Annotated in this window: 13 protein-coding genes and 7 tRNA genes; 4 read left to right on the top strand and 16 right to left on the bottom strand. The window is 53.8% G+C overall.

Annotated elements, in window-relative coordinates; all coding sequences use genetic code 11:
* Nucleotides 1-2: 2 nt before the first annotated feature.
* The 4 genes from corC to miaB form a co-directional block, all read right to left on the bottom strand.
* The gene (gene corC / locus AC2T6E_RS07005) at nucleotides 3-881 is read right to left on the bottom strand and encodes a CNNM family magnesium/cobalt transport protein CorC (RefSeq protein WP_010428614.1); all 879 of its coding nucleotides are present in this window, start codon (nucleotides 879-881) and stop codon (nucleotides 3-5) included.
* Between the two features lie 89 nt (nucleotides 882-970).
* Entirely contained in the window at nucleotides 971-1,438 is a 468-nt protein-coding gene (gene ybeY, locus AC2T6E_RS07000; RefSeq protein ID WP_010428616.1) for an rRNA maturation RNase YbeY, read from the bottom strand.
* Nucleotides 1,435-2,481, bottom strand: coding sequence for a PhoH family protein (locus AC2T6E_RS06995; RefSeq protein WP_010428617.1), 1,047 nt, complete (start codon nucleotides 2,479-2,481; stop codon nucleotides 1,435-1,437). Before AC2T6E_RS06995 ends, ybeY begins: the two co-directional genes overlap by 4 nt.
* A 152-nt stretch (nucleotides 2,482-2,633) precedes the next feature.
* A complete protein-coding gene (gene miaB, locus AC2T6E_RS06990; RefSeq protein WP_010428619.1) occupies nucleotides 2,634-4,058 on the bottom strand; it encodes a tRNA (N6-isopentenyl adenosine(37)-C2)-methylthiotransferase MiaB in 1,425 nt (474 codons plus the stop codon).
* 135 nt (nucleotides 4,059-4,193) lie between these two features.
* Between miaB and ubiF the strand changes: the two genes are divergently transcribed.
* On the top strand, nucleotides 4,194-5,369 hold the full coding sequence (gene ubiF / locus AC2T6E_RS06985; RefSeq protein ID WP_108415856.1) for a 3-demethoxyubiquinol 3-hydroxylase: 1,176 nt from the start codon (nucleotides 4,194-4,196) through the stop codon (nucleotides 5,367-5,369).
* Between the two features lie 95 nt (nucleotides 5,370-5,464).
* On the opposite strand, the gene AC2T6E_RS06980 is transcribed toward ubiF, so the two are convergent.
* The 12 genes from AC2T6E_RS06980 to nagB form a co-directional block, all read right to left on the bottom strand.
* A tRNA-Gln gene (locus tag AC2T6E_RS06980) sits at nucleotides 5,465-5,539 on the bottom strand.
* A 37-nt stretch (nucleotides 5,540-5,576) separates the two neighbouring features.
* Nucleotides 5,577-5,651 (bottom strand) — tRNA-Gln (locus tag AC2T6E_RS06975).
* 44 nt (nucleotides 5,652-5,695) lie between these two features.
* A tRNA-Met gene (locus AC2T6E_RS06970) sits at nucleotides 5,696-5,772 on the bottom strand.
* Between the two features lie 17 nt (nucleotides 5,773-5,789).
* Nucleotides 5,790-5,864: transfer RNA gene (locus AC2T6E_RS06965), tRNA-Gln, on the bottom strand.
* A gap of 32 nt (nucleotides 5,865-5,896) precedes the next feature.
* Nucleotides 5,897-5,971 (bottom strand) — tRNA-Gln (locus tag AC2T6E_RS06960).
* A 23-nt stretch (nucleotides 5,972-5,994) separates the two neighbouring features.
* Nucleotides 5,995-6,079: transfer RNA gene (locus AC2T6E_RS06955), tRNA-Leu, on the bottom strand.
* A gap of 8 nt (nucleotides 6,080-6,087) precedes the next feature.
* Nucleotides 6,088-6,164 (bottom strand) — tRNA-Met (locus AC2T6E_RS06950).
* 223 nt (nucleotides 6,165-6,387) lie between these two features.
* On the bottom strand, nucleotides 6,388-8,052 hold the full coding sequence (asnB, locus tag AC2T6E_RS06945; RefSeq protein ID WP_427353429.1) for an asparagine synthase B: 1,665 nt from the start codon (nucleotides 8,050-8,052) through the stop codon (nucleotides 6,388-6,390).
* Nucleotides 8,053-8,301: 249 nt separating this feature from the next.
* Nucleotides 8,302-9,054 (bottom strand): ribonucleotide monophosphatase NagD, encoded by a 753-nt coding sequence (gene nagD, locus AC2T6E_RS06940; RefSeq protein WP_010428628.1) that lies wholly within the window; start codon nucleotides 9,052-9,054, stop codon nucleotides 8,302-8,304.
* Nucleotides 9,055-9,099: 45 nt separating this feature from the next.
* Nucleotides 9,100-10,320: a DNA-binding transcriptional regulator NagC gene (gene nagC, locus AC2T6E_RS06935; protein ID WP_010428629.1), complete on the bottom strand. Its 1,221-nt coding sequence runs from the start codon at nucleotides 10,318-10,320 to the stop codon at nucleotides 9,100-9,102.
* 8 nt (nucleotides 10,321-10,328) lie between these two features.
* On the bottom strand, nucleotides 10,329-11,477 hold the full coding sequence (gene nagA, locus AC2T6E_RS06930) for an N-acetylglucosamine-6-phosphate deacetylase (RefSeq protein WP_108415857.1): 1,149 nt from the start codon (nucleotides 11,475-11,477) through the stop codon (nucleotides 10,329-10,331).
* 56 nt (nucleotides 11,478-11,533) lie between these two features.
* Nucleotides 11,534-12,334: a glucosamine-6-phosphate deaminase gene (gene nagB, locus AC2T6E_RS06925; protein ID WP_010428635.1), complete on the bottom strand. Its 801-nt coding sequence runs from the start codon at nucleotides 12,332-12,334 to the stop codon at nucleotides 11,534-11,536.
* Between the two features lie 329 nt (nucleotides 12,335-12,663).
* On the opposite strand from nagB, the gene nagE reads away from it, so the two are divergent.
* The 3 genes from nagE to chiP all read left to right on the top strand — a co-directional run bounded on the left by nagE (nucleotide 12,664) and on the right by chiP (nucleotide 18,307).
* Nucleotides 12,664-14,616: a PTS N-acetyl glucosamine transporter subunit IIABC gene (nagE, locus tag AC2T6E_RS06920; protein ID WP_431642511.1), complete on the top strand. Its 1,953-nt coding sequence runs from the start codon at nucleotides 12,664-12,666 to the stop codon at nucleotides 14,614-14,616.
* Nucleotides 14,617-14,795: 179 nt separating this feature from the next.
* The gene (glnS, locus tag AC2T6E_RS06915) at nucleotides 14,796-16,463 is read left to right on the top strand and encodes a glutamine--tRNA ligase (protein ID WP_010428641.1); all 1,668 of its coding nucleotides are present in this window, start codon (nucleotides 14,796-14,798) and stop codon (nucleotides 16,461-16,463) included.
* Between the two features lie 446 nt (nucleotides 16,464-16,909).
* Nucleotides 16,910-18,307, top strand: coding sequence for a chitoporin ChiP (chiP, locus tag AC2T6E_RS06910; protein ID WP_486691023.1), 1,398 nt, complete (start codon nucleotides 16,910-16,912; stop codon nucleotides 18,305-18,307).
* The last annotated feature ends 47 nt before the right edge of the window (nucleotides 18,308-18,354 follow it).

Genomic DNA, 18,354 nt, shown 5'->3' with positions numbered 1-18,354 from the left:
CATTAATCTTCCAGTTTTGGCACCGGTGAGTCGTCCGGCGTTCTGACGTGAACCTGAATAATACGTCGGCTGTCGGCCATGGCGACTTTGAATTGGTAACCGTCGATGTCAACGGTCTCTCCGCGCGCCGGAAGATGACCAAAGGCCTGCATCACCAGTCCGCCAATGGTATCGACCTCTTCATCGCTGAAGTGAGTGCCGAAGGCGTCGTTGAAGTCTTCAATCGAGGCCAGCGCACGCACGGTCCATGTGTGGCGGCTAAGCTGACGGAAGTCGATATCTTCTTCTTCGTCATACTCGTCTTCGATTTCTCCTACGATCAGCTCAAGAATATCTTCGATCGTGACCAGACCTGAGACGCCGCCGAATTCATCAATAACAATCGCCATGTGGTAACGCTGAGAGCGAAACTCTTTCAGCATCCGATCCACACGTTTACTTTCCGGCACAACCACGGCCTGGCGTAACACTTTTTCCATGCTGAAGGCTTCGGCATCGCTGCGCATAAACGGCAGCAGATCTTTGGCCATCAAAATCCCTTCGATGTGATCTTTGTCTTCGCTGATGACCGGGAAACGCGAGTGGGCGGATTCGATGATCACATCGAGGCACTCGTCCAGCGTCTGGTTACGTTTCAGGGTGATCATCTGCGAGCGGGGGATCATGATGTCGCGGACGCGCTGGTCGGCGATGTCCATGACCCCTTCGAGCATTTCGCGCGTATCTTCGTCGATAAGGTCGTTCTGCCCGGAATCACGAATCAGCTCCAGCAGTTCATCACGGTTTTTCGGTTCGCCGTGGAAAAGCTGGTTCAGAATGAGGGAGAAAAATCCCTTTTTACTGTTTGTCGTGTCGCTACTGTGTGAATTGTCGTCGCTCATGGCGTTTGTTAAGGGTTCTCTTGTGAGTTCAATGTTTACCGCCGCGCGATGTCCTTACGCGGCGGCATGTGAGTCAGGCGTTAGACCGACTATTCTTTCTCGGCAATGTACGGATCCTCATAGCCCAGAGCAAGCATTATCTCTGTCTCGAGGGACTCCATCTCTTCCGCTTCGTCATCTTCAATGTGATCGTAGCCCAGCAGGTGCAGGCTGCCGTGTACCACCATATGCGCCCAGTGGGCGTCGAGCGGCTTTTGCTGCTCTTTGGCTTCCTGTTCAACCACCTGACGGCAGATGATCAGATCGCCAAGCAGCGGCATCTCGATGCCCGGTGGCGCTTCGAACGGGAAAGAGAGCACGTTGGTAGGCTTATCTTTCCCGCGGTAGGTCAGGTTAAGCTCATGGCTTTCTGCTTCATCCACCAGGCGAATCGTGACTTCTGATTCTTCCTGAAACTGGGGGATAACCGCATCCAGCCATTTCTGAAACTGTGCCTCATCTGGCATGCCGGAATTGTCTTCACAGGCCAGCTGTAAATCGAGGATCACCTGACTCATTTCTGTTCTTGCTCCTGCGCTTCGCGCTTACGTTCCGCGGCCTGTTCGGCCCTGCGTTTTTGATCTGCCTCTTCCCAGGCTTCATAGGCGTTAACGATACGTGCGACCACCGGGTGGCGGACGACGTCTTCACTGTGGAAGAAGTTGAAGCTGATTTCATCGACCTCAGCCAGGACTTCAATGGCGTGGCGCAGGCCAGATTTGGTGCTGCGCGGCAGGTCGATCTGGGTGACATCACCGGTGATAACCGCTTTCGAGTTAAAGCCAATACGCGTCAGGAACATCTTCATCTGTTCGATGGTGGTGTTCTGGCTCTCATCGAGAATGATGAACGCGTCGTTAAGCGTACGGCCACGCATGTAGGCCAGCGGCGCAACTTCAATCACGTTACGCTCAATCAGCTTTTCAACTTTCTCAAAGCCTAACATCTCGAACAGCGCGTCATAAAGCGGACGCAGGTAAGGGTCCACTTTCTGACTTAAATCGCCCGGCAGAAAGCCCAGTTTTTCACCCGCTTCAACGGCAGGGCGGGTTAGCAGAATACGACGGATATCCTGACGCTCCAGCGCATCCACCGCAGCGGCAACGGCGAGATAGGTTTTACCCGTACCTGCCGGGCCCACGCCAAAGGTGATGTCGTGGTCGAGGATATTGGCGATATACTGCGCCTGGTTCGGCGTACGTGGCTTAATGACGCCGCGTTTAGTCTTGATGTTGATCGCCTTGCCGTAATCCGGCACGCTTTCCGCGCTTTGCTCAAGCACGCGTGCCTCTTTAATGGCGAGGTGAATTTGTTCCGGTTCGATGTCCTGAATCTCGCCACGCATTGGGGCGGTATCGACATACAGGCTGCGCAGAATATCCGCAGCCGCGTTGACGCAGATAGGGCGTCCGGTGAGTTTGAAATGGTTATCGCGACGATTGATTTCGATACCCAGACGTCGTTCCAGTTGTTTGATGTTGTCATCAAACGGCCCGCACAGGCTCAGCAGGCGAGCGTTGTCTGCGGGCTCAAGGCTAATTTCACGCGTGTCTATATTCAAACCGTTCCTCTTTGAGTGTTTTGTAGGCCTGGCGACATAAAACTGTCATTACCGAAAGTATTCACGCCTTAGATTAAAGGCGCAAGCATTGCTATGCATATTGGGACGACGAGAGGAAATACAAGGCCTGCCGGAAAGGCAGGCCAGAAGGATTACGGCTGGTAAATGCCCACGCCTGAATCGTTGACTTTGCGAGTGCGAGAGATAACGGATTCCGGAGATTCAGCAATTCGCAGGCCCATTTCGTCTTCGGTGCGTACCAGCTTCGCGCGCAGCGAGTTGGTCAGCACGTCGACAATCTCGACGTCCACGAATTTACCGATCATGTCCGGGGTGCCTTCAAAGTTCACCACGCGGTTGTTCTCGGTACGACCGGACAGTTCCATAATGCTCTTGCGCGAGGTGCCTTCCACCAGAATGCGCTGAACGGTGCCGAGCATACGGCGGCTCCACGCGTTGGCCTGCTGGTTAATACGCTCCTGCAGAATATACAGACGCTGCTTTTTCTCTTCTTCCGGCACATCGTCAACCATATCGGCCGCAGGTGTTCCAGGACGCGCAGAGAAGATGAAGCTGTAGCTGACGTCAAAATTCACTTCACCAATGAGCTTCATGGTGCGCTCGAAGTCATCTGTGGTTTCGCCAGGGAAGCCAACGATAAAGTCGGAGCTGATCTGGATATCCGGACGCGCGGCAAGCAGCTTACGAATGGTGGATTTATACTCCAGCACCGTATGTGGACGGCCCATCAGGTTCAGCACGCGGTCAGAGCCACACTGAATCGGCAGGTGCAGGAAGCTCACCAGCTCTGGCGTATCGCGATACACCTCAATAATGTCGTCGGTAAATTCCATCGGGTGGCTGGTGGTAAAGCGAATGCGGTCAATGCCGTCAATCGCAGCCACCAGGCGCAGCAGTTCAGCAAAGCTGCCGGTGGTGCCGTCGTAGTTCTCACCGCGCCAGGCGTTAACGTTCTGGCCCAGCAGGTTCACTTCGCGAACGCCCTGTGCGGCAAGCTGCGCGATTTCAAACAGAATGTCATCCGCCGGGCGGCTGACCTCTTCACCGCGGGTGTAAGGCACCACGCAGTAAGTACAATATTTGTTGCAGCCTTCCATGATGGAGACGAAAGCAGTCGGGCCATCAGCGCGCGGCTCTGGCAGACGGTCAAATTTTTCGATCTCCGGGAAGCTGACGTCAACGACCGGGCTGCGATTGCCGCGCACCTTATTGATCATCTCTGGCAGGCGGTGCAGGGTCTGTGGGCCAAAGACAATATCCACATACGGCGCTCTCTGGCGGATCAGTTTACCTTCCTGCGATGCGACGCAGCCGCCCACGCCGATGATCAGGTCCGGATTTTTACGCTTGAGAAGCTTCCAGCGGCCTAATACGTGAAAGACTTTCTCCTGCGCTTTTTCACGAATCGAACAGGTGTTCAGCAGCAGCACGTCCGCTTCTTTCACGTTTTCTGTCAGCTGGTATCCGTGGGTTGAATCCAGCAGATCGGCCATCTTAGATGAATCGTATTCGTTCATCTGACAGCCCCAGGTTTTTATATGGAGTTTTTTAGTCATCGACTTGCTCAGCTCAGGATTGCAAGCCGCGTATTGTAATGCTTTGGTGGGGTTGTGACCAGTGTGAAGGTTATGGGCCTCAAGACCACAAAAATCCGGTAAACTTAAGGGATTCTCCAATAAGGAAAATTGACCATGACACTCCTACACACCGAAGTTGCCGTTGTCGGCGGCGGTATGGTCGGCGGCGCGCTGGCGCTGGGGCTGGCACAACAGGGATTTGAAGTAACGGTAATTGAACAGGCTGCTCCGCCAGCCTTCGATCCCGCCAGCAAACCGGATGTGCGCATTTCCGCGATCAGCGCGGCGTCTGTCGATCTGCTGCGCGGGCTGGGCGTCTGGGAGGCGGTGCTGGCGATGCGCGCGCATCCGTACAGCCGTCTCGAAACCTGGGAGTGGGAAAATGCCCACGTCGCGTTTGATGCCGCCGAGCTGAAGCTGCCGCGTCTGGGCTATATGGTAGAGAACAACGTACTCCAGCTCGCGCTCTGGCAGGCGCTGGAGGCGCACCCGAACGTCACGCTGCGTGTTCCTGATTCCCTCAAGGCGTTGCATCATCAACCGGGTGGATATGTGCTGACGCTGGATAACGGCGATGAGCTGGCCGTGAAGCTGGTGGTGGGGGCGGATGGCGCCAATTCGCAGGTCAGACAGATGGCGGGCATTGGCGTTCATGCCTGGCAGTATCAGCAATCCTGCATGCTGATCACCGTTCAGTGTGAAAATGCGCCCGGTGAGAGCACCTGGCAGCACTTTACCCCGAACGGCCCGCACGCCTTTTTACCGCTGTTTGATAACTGGGCCTCGCTGGTGTGGTACGACAAACCGGCGCGCATTCGCCAGTTGCAGGGGCTGAGTATGGAACAGCTGCAGCGTGAAATTCTGCTTCACTTCCCGAGCCGCGTAGGTCACGTCACGCCGGTTGCGGCTGGCGCATTCCCGCTCACGCGCCGTCACGCTTTACAGTATGCCCGTGAAGGGCTGGCGCTGGTGGGCGATGCGGCGCACACCATTCACCCGCTGGCCGGGCAGGGGGTGAATCTGGGATATCGTGATGTCGACGCGTTACTGGACGTGTTAGGTAATGCGCGCACTCATGCTGAAGCCTGGGCCAGCCATCAGATTCTGAAACGCTACCAGACGCGACGTATGGCGGATAACTTCATCATGCAGTCGGGGATGGATCTGTTCTACGCCGGGTTCAGTAACGACCTGGGGCCGGTGCGCATTTTGCGTAACATTGGATTGATGGCGGCAGAGCGTGCCGGTGGTTTGAAGCGCCAGGCGCTGAAATACGCTCTCGGACTTTAATCCTTTTTCCCTCTTCCTGTGGGAGAGGGCATCAGGCAGCACAATTCTGTACAAAAACAAAAAAGCCCGCAGAGCGGGCTTTTTTGTTACTTAAGTGGCTGGGGTGCAGGGATTCGAACCCCGGAATGCTGGTATCAGAAACCAGAGCCTTACCGCTTGGCGACACCCCAATTGCGTTAAACAGACTGCTTAACGACTTTTTTAAATTGGCTGGGGTACGAGGATTCGAACCTCGGAATGCTGGTATCAGAAACCAGAGCCTTACCGCTTGGCGATACCCCAACAATTTTTTCTAGTCTATCGAATAACTCGACAGATTACTAATTTGGTGGCTACGACGGGATTCGAACCTGTGACCCCATCATTATGAGTGATGTGCTCTAACCAACTGAGCTACGTAGCCAGTACTGCAATCTTCGATGGCTGGGGTACCTGGATTCGAACCAGGGAATGCCGGTATCAAAAACCGGTGCCTTACCGCTTGGCGATACCCCAATACCGCGGAGAACCGCAAAATCGAAGAAATATGGCTGGGGTACCTGGATTCGAACCAGGGAATGCCGGTATCAAAAACCGGTGCCTTACCGCTTGGCGATACCCCATCCGTGCAACGCTATCCTGGGAATGGTGCGGGAGGCGAGACTTGAACTCGCACACCTTGCGGCGCCAGAACCTAAATCTGGTGCGTCTACCAATTTCGCCACTCCCGCAAAAAAGATGGTGGCTACGACGGGATTCGAACCTGTGACCCCATCATTATGAGTGATGTGCTCTAACCAACTGAGCTACGTAGCCATCTTTTTTCGCGTTACCTTATCGGCGTTGCGGGGCGCATTATGCGTATAGACCCTTGCAGCGTCAACACCTTTTTCAACGAAAATAGCCGGAATGTGACTGTTTGGTTAGGTTGCGAACAGCGTGGCCGAATATTCGGCAATTATTGGTTATTAATCGGTTTTAGCAGGTGAAAAGTGGGGAAAAAAATCAGGCCCCGGAGGGCCTGACGTCTTCATATTGATTATTTGTAGGCAGACTGGTGAACGCCGACCGCACGTCCTGACGGATCGTTCATGGATTTGAACGATTCATCCCATTCAATCGCTTTGGCAGACGAGCAGGCAACGGAAGGACCACCCGGTACACATTCGGCAGCACTCGGTACCGGGAACAACTCTTCGAAAATTTCACGGTACAGATACGCCTCTTTCGAGCCCGGCGTGTTGTACGGGAAGCGGAAGCTTGCGGTTTCCAGCTGTTGGTCAGAAACCTGTTTCGCCGCCACCTCTTTCAGGGTGTCGATCCAGCTATAACCTACGCCATCAGAGAATTGCTCTTTCTGACGCCACGCCACGCTCGCCGGCAGGTAGGATTCAAAACATTCGCGCAGGATATGTTTTTCCATTTTACCGTTGCCGCACATTTTGTCCTGCGGGTTGATGCGCATCGCCACGTCGAGGAATTTCTTATCGAGGAACGGCACGCGCGCTTCCACGCCCCAGGCGGACATCGCTTTGTTGGCGCGCGCGCAGTCAAACATATGCAGCGCCTGCAGCTTACGCACGGTCTCTTCGTGCAGCTCTTTGGCGTTCGGCGCTTTGTGGAAGTACAGGTAGCCGCCAAATACTTCGTCAGAACCTTCACCTGAGAGCACCATTTTGATGCCCATCGCTTTGATCTTACGCGACATCAGGTACATCGGCGTTGAGGCGCGGATGGTGGTCACGTCATAGGTTTCAATGTGATAGATCACATCGCGGATCGCATCCAGACCTTCCTGCACGGTGAAGTGAATTTCATGGTGCACGGTGCCGAGGTGGTTCGCGACTTCCTGCGCGGCTTTCAGGTCAGGAGCCCCTTCCAGGCCTACAGCGAAGGAATGCAGCTGCGGCCACCAGGCCTCAGAGCGCTCCTGATCTTCCACGCGACGGGCCGCGAATTTTTTGGTGATCGCTGAGATCACAGAAGAGTCCAGCCCGCCGGAGAGCAGTACGCCGTAAGGCACGTCTGACATCAGGTGGCTTTTTACGGAATCTTCCAGCGCCTGACGCAGCTCGGCTTTGTCAGTCACGTTGTCTTTTACCGCGTCGTAGTCGAACCAGTCGCGCTGGTAGTACTGGCGGATCTCACCGTCTTTGCTCCAAAGGTAACTGCCTGCCGGGAACTCTTTAATGGTGCGGCACACCGGGACCAGGGCCTTCATTTCAGACGCAACGTAGAAGTTGCCGTGCTCATCGTGGCCCATGTACAGCGGGATAATACCGATGTGGTCGCGGCCAATCAGATAAGCGTCTTTTTCACTGTCGTACAGCGCGAAGGCAAACATGCCCTGCAGGTCGTCCAGGAACTCCGGGCCTTTTTCCTGATACAGCGCCAGGATCACTTCACAGTCGGAACCGGTCTGGAACGCGTAGCGATCGTCGTATTCGGCGCGCAGCGCCTGATGGTTGTAGATTTCACCGTTTACCGCCAGCGCGTGCGTTTTTTTCTCGTTATACAGCGGCTGTGCACCGGCGTTGACGTCAACAATGGACAGACGTTCGTGAGCCAGAATCGCTTTATCGCTGGCGTAGACGCCTGACCAGTCCGGGCCGCGATGGCGCATCAGGCGGGACAGTTCGAGTGCTTTTTTACGCAGTTCGCCTGCGTCAGTTTTAATATCCAGTACGCCAAAAATTGAACACATAACCTTCTCCGTTAACCCTGTTGCTTTGTAATGTTGCTTGCTTATGAAAATGCCGCAAAGGGTAAAGGCGCGCAAGCGTTTTACCGGGGAAAACGCAAATAGCGCAATGGTGATTGCAGAATGTTGAAAAAAGCGTACGTCTGGCGCGCTTTTATTGAGGATTATTTAATGGAAGGTGTTTTTTATTAGATAGTGCTTCGGTTTTGCGAGCCAGAAATGAAAAACCACGCCCTGAGGCGTGGTTGGGTATCAGATAATGTCGATTTCATCGACGGAGGGGTAAATCCAGCTTGGCCGAAACGGCATCGCGTCAATGTCATCAAGTTGAGAGACGCCAGAAAGCACCAGGATGGTCTCAAGACCCGCCTGGAAACCGGCCAGAATATCGGTGCGCAGGTTATCGCCGACAATCACGGTTTCTTCGGAGTGTGCCTGCATCTTGTTCAGCGCGGCACGAATGATCCACGGGCTCGGTTTACCGACCACAAACGGCTGGCGACCGGAGATTTTCTCAATACCGGCGCACAGCGCGCCGCAGGCCGGATAAAAACCACGGCCGTGCGTATCCGGGTTGGTGGCGATAAAGCGCGCGCCGCTGGCGACAAAATACGCAGCTTTATGCATCATCTCCCAGTTAAAGGAGCGGGTTTCGCCGACAATCACAAAGTCCGGGTTCACATCGGTAATGGTAAAGCCTGCTTTATACAGCTCGTGGATCAGCGCGCCTTCACCGACGACATAGGCCTTTTTTCCTTCCTGACGCTTCAGAAAATCAGCGGTTGCCATTGCGGAGGTATAAAACACGCTGTCCGGCACGTTGACGCCCGCCGTGGCAAAGCGGTTTGCCAGATCCTGACCGGTTTGGGAAGGGTAGTTCGTGAGAAGAACCAGAGGCATTCCTTTGTCGATGATGCGGTGAAGAAACTCCGCAGCACCCGGCACGGCAACGTTGTCGTGCATCAGCACGCCGTCGATATCACAAATTACATTCTTAATGGTCATGGACAATCCGGCATCAAAAAAAGAAGGCGTTACTATAAGTCCCGATCAACTTTCCAGCAAATGCTGGAGCAGGATCCCGTTGAGCATGGCGCGTTTTACCAGGGCAAACGCACCAATTGCGGAGCGGTGATCCAATGTAGATCGCACTACCGGTAAATTCTGACGAAACGCTTTCAGCGCCTGGGTATTGATGCAACCTTCAATGGCGGGCAGTAAGACTTTTTCGGCTTCGACGATTTCCCCGGCAATCACGACTTTTTGCGGGTTAAACAGGTTGATAGCAATGGCGATGGTTTTGCCAAGATGGCGTCCAACCTGCTCGATCACTTCGCAGGCCAGCGCATCGCCTTTATTAGCGGCTTTGCAGATGGCGCCGATCTTACAGTCGTTCAGCGTTACGCGGCTTTGATAGCCCTGTTCCAGCAGATGGCGAACGCGGTGCTCGATGGCGGCGTTGGCGGCAACCGTTTCAAGGCAGCCGAAATTGCCGCAGTGGCAGCGCTCGCCGAGCGGTTCAACCTGAATGTGACCAATTTCGCCGACGTTGCCGTTGCGACCGATAAAAATGCGGCCATTCGAGATAATGCCCGCACCCGTCCCCCGGTGTACGCGCACCAGAATAGAGTCTTCGCAGTCCTGGCTCGCACCAAAGTAGTGCTCAGCCAGCGCCAGCGAGCGAATGTCGTGACCCACAAAGCAGGTGACTTTAAAGCGCTTTTCCAGCGCGTCGACCAGTCCCCAGTTCTCGACCTGGATATGCGGCATGTAACGAATCACGCCGCTTTCCGGGTCGACAAGGCCGGGCAGGATCACTGAGATAGCGATAAGCTCGCGGATCTTACGCTGGCAGCTCTCAATAAAGTGCGCGATGGTGTTCAGCAGCGCGTGTTCCAGCGTCTCCTGGGTGCGCTCCGGAAGCGGATAGTGCTCTTCAGCGATGGCTTTACTGCTCAGATCGTAAAGCGTAAGGGTGGTGTCGTGACGCCCAAGACGGACGCCAATCGCCTGGAAATTGCGGGTTTCGGTAATGATGGAGATGGCGCGGCGGCCCCCGGTGGAGGCCTGCTGATCGACTTCTTTGATCAGACCGCGCTCAATAAGCTGACGCGTAATTTTTGTTACGCTGGCGGGAGCAAGCTGGCTTTGTTCGGCTATCTGAATTCGAGAGATTGGCCCGTGTGAGTCAATCAGGCGATAAACCGCCGCGCTGTTAAGTTGTTTAACGAGATCGACATTACCGATTTGAGCTTGTCCGCCTGGTGTCATACTTTTACTTACTCAGTGACGACCTCGTTACCATTAACGATGGTCTTAATAATTTTATAATCGTGTGTGAACGCCGTCAGGTTTGCAACCATACCCGGTGCAATTCCGCCAAGCTGTTTATCCACGCCCATTGCGCGAGCCGGATAAAGCGTCGCCATACGCAGCACTTCATCAAGCGCAATGCCGCAATGCTCAACCAGGTTACGTACCCCTTCAATCATGGTCAGGGCGGAACCGCTCAGCGTGCCGTTTTCGTCCACACAGAGTCCATTGCGGTAGTATATTGTTTTACCAGCAAAAATGAACTGCTCAATATTTGCCCCTGCTGGCGCTGTGGCATCTGTCACCAGACACAGCTTGTCGCCTTTCAGGCGTTTTGCGTTGCGAATGTTGGTGAAATCGACGTGCAAGCCGTCTGCGATAATGCCACAGTAAACGTCTGGTTCATCCAGAATCGCGCCAACCAGCCCCGGCTCGCGACCGGTAATATACGGCATTGCGTTGTACAGATGCGTCGCAAAAGTAATACCTGCGCGGAAACCGGCTTTCGCTTCTTTCTGCGTGGCGTTTGAGTGACCCGCTGACACCACGATCCCGGCGGCAGCCAGTTTGCTGATAACGTCAGTACCGGTCATTTCAGGTGCCAGCGTCACTTTGGTGATCACATCGGCGTTAGCACACATGTAGTCGACCAGCTCAGCGTCCGGTTTGCGGACGTAGTCCGGGTTATGCGTACCTTTCTTCACCATGTTCAGCCACGGCCCTTCAAGGTGCAGACCCAGCGCCTGATTAGGGTGTTTTGCCAGGTATTCACGCATCACGCGGATACCCTGCTTCATGAGGTCATCACTGCTGGTGATGAGCGTTGGCAAATAGCTGGTGCAGCCCGATTTCTCGTTGGCTTTCTGCATGATCTCCAGCGTTTCGACCGTCACGGCATCCGCGGTGTCATTGAACTGCACACCGCCGCAGCCGTTAAGCTGTACGTCGATGAAACCGGGGGAGATTACTGCTCCATTGAGTGAGCGCTGTTCAATCTCCGGCGGCAGTTCTGCCAGCGGACAAACACGTTCAATCAGGCCATTCGCGATAACAATCGCGTGGTCATCCAGAATTTCATGGCCGGTATAAATCCGACCGTGGGTTAAAGCGTACATAACGACCCCCGGTTTAAAAAAAGCGACCGCCCCTGCATACAGAGGCGGTTATTCAATTACAGACCTTTGATGTTCTCTGCTTCTAACTCGTTGAAGTATTTCAGTGTTTTCACTTTCAGCTCCATCGTGGACGGTTCGTCACACACGACGACGGCTTTAGGATGCAGCTGCAGGCAGCTGATGGTCCACATGTGGTTAACGTTGCCTTCAACGGCAGCCTGGAGTGCCTGCGCTTTCACGCCGCCCAGTACCAGGATCATCACTTCTTCGGCATCCAGCAGGGTGCCTACGCCAACGGTCAGGGCGTATTTTGGAACCTGGTTCACGTCGCCGTCAAAGAAACGGGAGTTTGCCACGCGGGTGTCATGGGTCAGCGTCTTAATACGGGTACGGGAAGCCAGAGAAGACGCTGGTTCGTTGAACGCGATATGACCATCGTTGCCCACGCCACCCATGAACAGGTGGATTTTACCGTAAGAACGGATTTTTTCTTCGTACTGACGGCATTCTGCGTCAATATCAGGCGCGTTTCCATTCAGCAGGTTAATATTTTCAGCAGGGATATCAACGTGATCAAAGAAATTACGGTGCATGAAGCTATGGTAGCTTTCCGGATGTTCCTTTGGCAGGCCAACATATTCGTCCATGTTGAAGGTCACAACATGCTTAAAGCTAACCTGGCCCGCTTTGTGCATTTCAACCAGGGCTTTATACGCTGTCAGCGGGGTACCGCCGGTTGGAAGGCCAAGAACGAAAGGACGATCGGCGGTAGGTTTGAACGCATTAATGCGGTTAACGATATGACGCGCAGCCCATTTACCGACTTGTTCAGCTGTTGCCAGGGGGATCAGTCTCATTGTTCACCTCTAAAGTTTAATTAAAAAAGTGGGCGGATGATTAGTGCAACCTGATACTCAAGCGTAACCTGGAACCTTTCAGGCCGGATCAATCCGTCTTGATTTTTTGAATGATAAAATAAGTTTTCGCTGTTAGCCAGTGGAAGGGAGGGGTGATTACGATATTTGGTGACAAAAATCACAAAAAACGGGTGTTTAATTTGCGATACGAATTAATTTTTCACACACTCACACTGCCAGTGAATCATCAACGGTATCTATCGTTCGTGACACAATAAAAACATAGTTTATGCACGAGCCTTAATAAGGGGTCTCGTAGGGGGAATAGGATGAATATTTTAGGTTTTTTCCAGCGCCTCGGTAGGGCTTTGCAGCTCCCTATCGCCGTGCTACCGGTTGCAGCGCTGCTGCTGCGATTCGGGCAACCCGATCTTCTTAATGTGCCGTTTATTGCTCAGGCAGGCGGTGCAATTTTTGACAACCTGGCGCTGATTTTCGCCATCGGTGTGGCATCAAGCTGGTCCAAAGACAGTGCTGGTGCGGCGGCACTGGCTGGGGCAGTGGGTTACTTCATCCTGACGAAAGCAATGGTCACCATTAACCCTGAAATTAACATGGGTGTGCTGGCGGGTATCATTACCGGTCTGGTCGGTGGCGCGGTCTATAACCGCTGGGCGAATATTAAGCTGCCAGACTTCCTGAGCTTCTTTGGCGGCAAACGTTTCGTGCCGATCGCGACGGGCTTCTTCTGTCTGGTTCTGGCCGCCATCTTTGGTTACGTTTGGCCACCGGTGCAGCATGCTATCCATGCAGGCGGTGAGTGGATCGTCTCTGCGGGTGCAATGGGTGCAGGCATCTTCGGCTTCATTAACCGTCTGCTGATCCCAACCGGTTTGCATCAGGTACTGAACACCATCGCCTGGTTCCAGATTGGTGAATTCACCAACGCGGCAGGTGCGGTATTCCACGGCGACATCAACCGCTTCTATGCGGGTGACGGCACCGCGGGTATGTTCATGTCTGGCTTCTTCCCAATCATGATGTTTGGTCTGCCGGGCGCTGCGCTGGCAATGTACCTGGCTGCGCCAAAAGCGCGTCGCCCAATGGTTGGCGGTATGCTGCTGTCCGTTGCGATTACCGCGTTCCTGACTGGCGTAACCGAACCGCTGGAATTCCTGTTCATGTTCCTGGCTCCGCTGCTGTATCTGATGCACGCGGTGCTTACCGGTATCAGCCTGTTTGTGGCGACTCTGCTGGGCATCCATGCTGGCTTCTCCTTCTCCGCAGGCGCAATCGACTATGTGTTGATGTACAACCTGCCAGCGGCAAGCAGTAACGTCTGGATGCTGGTGGTGATGGGCCTGATCTTCTTCGTTGTCTACTTCCTTCTGTTCACTGCGGTTATCCGCATGTTTAACCTGAAAACGCCAGGTCGTGAAGATACCAGCGACGAAGTGGTGACCAGCGAAGCCAACAGCAATACCGAAGAGGGTCTGACTCAGCTGGCGACCAGCTATATCGCTGCCGTCGGAGGGACTGACAACCTGAAAGCCATTGATGCCTGTATTACCCGTCTGCGTCTGACGGTAGGTGACTCGGCGCGCGTAAGCGATGCAATGTGTAAACGCCTTGGCGCATCGGGCGTCGTTAAACTGAACAAACAAACTATCCAGGTTATCGTGGGCGCCAAAGCGGAATCCATCGGTGACGAAATGAAGAAAGTGGTTGCCCGTGGCCCGGTAGCGGCGGCCTCAGCCGACAGCGCGCCTGCATCGACGGCAGCCCCGGTAGTGAAGCCGCAGGCCGTGCCTAACGCCGTGACGGTGGCAGCGCTGGTTTCCCCGGTTACGGGTGACGTGGTTGCCATTGAGCAAGTACCTGACGAAGCGTTCGCCAGCAAAGCGGTCGGTGACGGCGTGGCCGTGAAGCCAACGGACAAAATCGTTGTGTCTCCTGCTGCCGGTACCATCGTGAAAATCTTCAACACTAACCACGCGTTCTGCCTCGAAACGGAAAAAGGCGCGGAGATCGTTGTCCACATGGGTATCGATACCGTTGCGCTGAACGGCCAGGGCTTTACTCGCCTGGTGGAAGAGGGTGCAGAAGTAGTGGCAGGCCAGCCGATTCTGGAAATGGATCTGGACTTCCTGAACGCCAACGCGCGCTCGATGATCAGCCCGGTCGTGTGCAGCAACATCGACGACTTCAGCGGTCTGGTTATCCAGGCGAAAGGTCAGGTGATTGCGGGCCAAACGCCACTGTATGAGATTAAAGGCAAGTAATCGCTCCTGAGTAGAGTCATGCCTTAAGCGGCGGGGGATATCCTCCGCCGCTTTTTTTTGCAGCAAACGCCCCCATTATTTTCATCTGATACGTATTTTCCGTAACTAAGGGTTGTCACTACGTCCGGCTTATAAGATCATATGCCGTTATACGTTGTTTACGCTTTGAGGAATCCACGATGAGTGAGGCAGAAGCCCGCCCGAGTAACTTTATTCGTCAGATCATCGATGAAGATCTGGCCAGTGGTAAGCACACCACAATTCATACCCGCTTCCCGCCGGAGCCGAACGGCTACCTGCATATTGGGCATGCAAAATCTATCTGCCTGAACTTTGGTATTGCGCAAGATTATCAGGGCCAGTGCAACCTGCGTTTCGATGACACCAACCCAGTAAAAGAAGACATCGAATACGTTGAGTCCATCAAGAACGACGTGCAATGGCTGGGCTTCAGCTGGTCTGGCGATATCTGCTACTCCTCTGATTATTTCGATCAGCTGTACGCCTACGCTGTAGAGCTTATCAACAAAGGTCTGGCGTATGTGGATGAACTCTCTGCTGACGAAATCCGTGAATACCGCGGCTCGCTGACCGCGCCGGGCAAAAACAGCCCATACCGCGATCGCAGCGTAGAAGAGAACCTGGCACTGTTTGAAAAAATGCGTGCCGGTGGCTTCGAAGAAGGCAAAGCGTGTCTGCGTGCCAAAATCGACATGGCCTCTCCGTTCATCGTGATGCGCGATCCGGTGTTGTACCGCATTAAGTTTGCGGAACACCACCAGACCGGTAACAAGTGGTGCATCTACCCGATGTACGACTTCACCCACTGCATCAGCGATGCGCTGGAAGGCATTACGCACTCTCTGTGTACGCTGGAGTTCCAGGACAACCGCCGTCTGTACGACTGGGTGCTGGATAACATCACCATTCCTGTGCATCCGCGTCAGTACGAGTTTTCTCGTCTGAACCTGGAATACACCGTGATGTCCAAGCGTAAGCTGAACCTGCTGGTCACCGACAAGCACGTTGAAGGCTGGGATGATCCGCGTATGCCGACCATCTCCGGTCTGCGCCGTCGTGGCTACACCTCTGCGTCAATTCGCGAGTTCTGCAAACGTATCGGTGTCACCAAACAGGACAACACCATTGAAATCGCTTCTCTGGAATCCTGCATCCGTGAAGACCTGAACGAAAACGCCCCGCGCGCGATGGCGGTGATCGACCCGGTTAAACTGGTTATCGAAAACTACCCGCAGGGAGAGAGCGAGCTGGTGTCTATGCCTAACCATCCGAGCAAGCCGGAGATGGGTACCCGCGACGTGCCGTTCAGCGGCGAAATCTGGATCGATCGTGCTGACTTCCGCGAAGAAGCGAACAAGCAGTACAAGCGTCTGGTGCTGGGCAAAGAAGTCCGTCTGCGTAATGCATACGTGATTAAAGCTGAGCGCGTTGAGAAGGATGCAGAAGGTAACATCACCACTATTTTCTGTTCTTACGATGCAGAAACGCTGAGTAAAGATCCTGCTGATGGCCGTAAGGTGAAGGGCGTTATTCACTGGGTGAGCGCTTCCCACGCGCTGCCGGTTGAGATCCGTCTGTATGACCGTCTGTTCAGCGTGCCTAACCCAGGTGCGGCTGACGATTTCCTGGCGACCATTAACCCGGAATCACTCGTTATCAGGCAGGGTTACGCTGAGCCGTCCCTGAAAGCGGCTGAAGCGGGTAAAGCGTTCCAGTTCGAGCGTGAAGGTTACTTCTGCCTGGACAGCCGTTACAGCACCGCAGAAAAACCGGTATTTAACCGTACCGTCGGCCTGCGTGACACCTGGGCTAAGATCGGCGAATAATATTGCTGCTCTGGTCAAGGAGAAACAAACGCCGCTTATTGCGGCGTTTTTTTTATTTAATGATCATGGTATTAAGCCAGGGCTTAAAGATAAGCCACTAAAATATCAGGTCAATGAGGTGCTACTTATTTTTCTAAAAAAAGTTTGTATTTTTACGAAATACAAAAAGGATGAAAAATAAACAGCGAATACCTGCGCTACCCGCTGAAATTTCTGATATTTCCCCGCCAATTCTCGCTCTCCTGTAAATGTTACAAAGCACTACGAATTATGTGCACTTCGTCATAATCCTGACTTTTGCCCACGGAAAAGCATTGATAATTCGCGTCGCGAAAAATAACCTAAAGGCGGTAGTTAATTCGAGGGTATTTCTAACTACCCCTGACCTTTTGGTCTTTTATATTTTCGCCGTTGAGGCGTTTTAATTCGTCAAAGAGGAATAATCTATGCGTACGTTCAGTGGCAAACGTAGTGCGCTGGCGCTGGCTATCGCCGGTGTGACAGCAATGTCGAGCCTGGCGATCACCCCAGAAGCTAAGGCAGAAGGTTTCATCGATGATTCTACCCTCACGGGCGGTATTTATTACTGGCAGCGTGAGCGTGACCGTAAAGACGTCACTGAAGACAAATACAAAACCAACCTTTCGCACTCTACCTGGAACGCCAACCTGGACTTCCAGTCAGGCTATGCCGCGGATATGTTCGGTCTGGATATTGCTGCCTTCACCGCCATTGAAATGGCTGAAAACGGCGACAGCGGACACCCGAATGAAATCGCCTTCTCCTCCAGTAACAAAGCGTATAAAGAAGACTGGTCTGGCGATAAAAGCGGTGTCAGCCTGTACAAGGCAGCAGCGAAATTCAAATACGGCCCGGTGTGGGCGCGTGGGGGCTATATTCAGCCAACCGGTCAAACGCTGTTAGCGCCGCACTGGAGTTTTATGCCGGGTACCTACCAGGGCGCGGAAGCCGGGGCTAACTTTGACTACGGCGATGCGGGCGCGTTGAGCTTCTCCTATATGTGGACCAACGAGTACAAAGCACCGTGGCACATTGAGATGGACAAGTTCTACCAGAACGATAAGAAAACCAAAGTCGATTACCTCCACTCGCTGGGCGCAAAATACGACTTTAAAAACGACCTGGTCCTGGAAGCTGCATTTGGTCAGGCGGAAGGGTATATCGATCAGTATTTTGCTAAAGCCAGCTACAAATTTGATGTTGTGGGCAGCCCGCTGAGCACCAGCTACCAGTTCTACGGCACGCGCGATAAAGCCAGCAATGGCACCGTTAACGATATCTATGACGGCACTGCATGGCTGCAGGCACTGACCTTCGGCTACAAAGTGGGCCAGGTCGATTTACGTCTGGAGGGAACATGGGTGAAGGCAGAAGGGCAGCAGGGCTATTTCCTGCAGCGTATGACGCCAACCTACGCGTCCTCTAACGGTCGTCTTGATATCTGGTGGGATAACCGCTCTGACTTCAACGCCGATGGTGAAAAAGCGCTGTTCTTCGGCGCAATGTATGACCTGAAAAACTGGAACCTGCCTGGCTGGGCGGTGGGTGCATCTTACGCTTACGCCTGGGACGCAAAACCTGCGGATATGGCGACACCGGACGCGTACTACGATCCAAACTATCGTCTGAAAGAGTCTTCTTACAGCCTGGATGCGATCTACACCCTGCAGGATGGCCGCGCGAAAGGCACGATGTTCAAACTGCATTTCACGCAGTATGACAACCACTCCGATATCCCGAGCTACGCGGGCGGTTACGGCAACATCTTCCAGGATGAACGTGACGTGAAATTCATGGTTATCGCGCCATTTACTATCTTCTGATGAACACACCGGCGGGCAACGTCCCGCCGGTATGGAGACTGCACATG

Source organism: Enterobacter sp. B79-1 (assembly GCF_057444735.1).
Note: the sequence above shows the minus strand (reverse complement) of the source record. Positions and strands in the feature narration are given on the sequence as shown.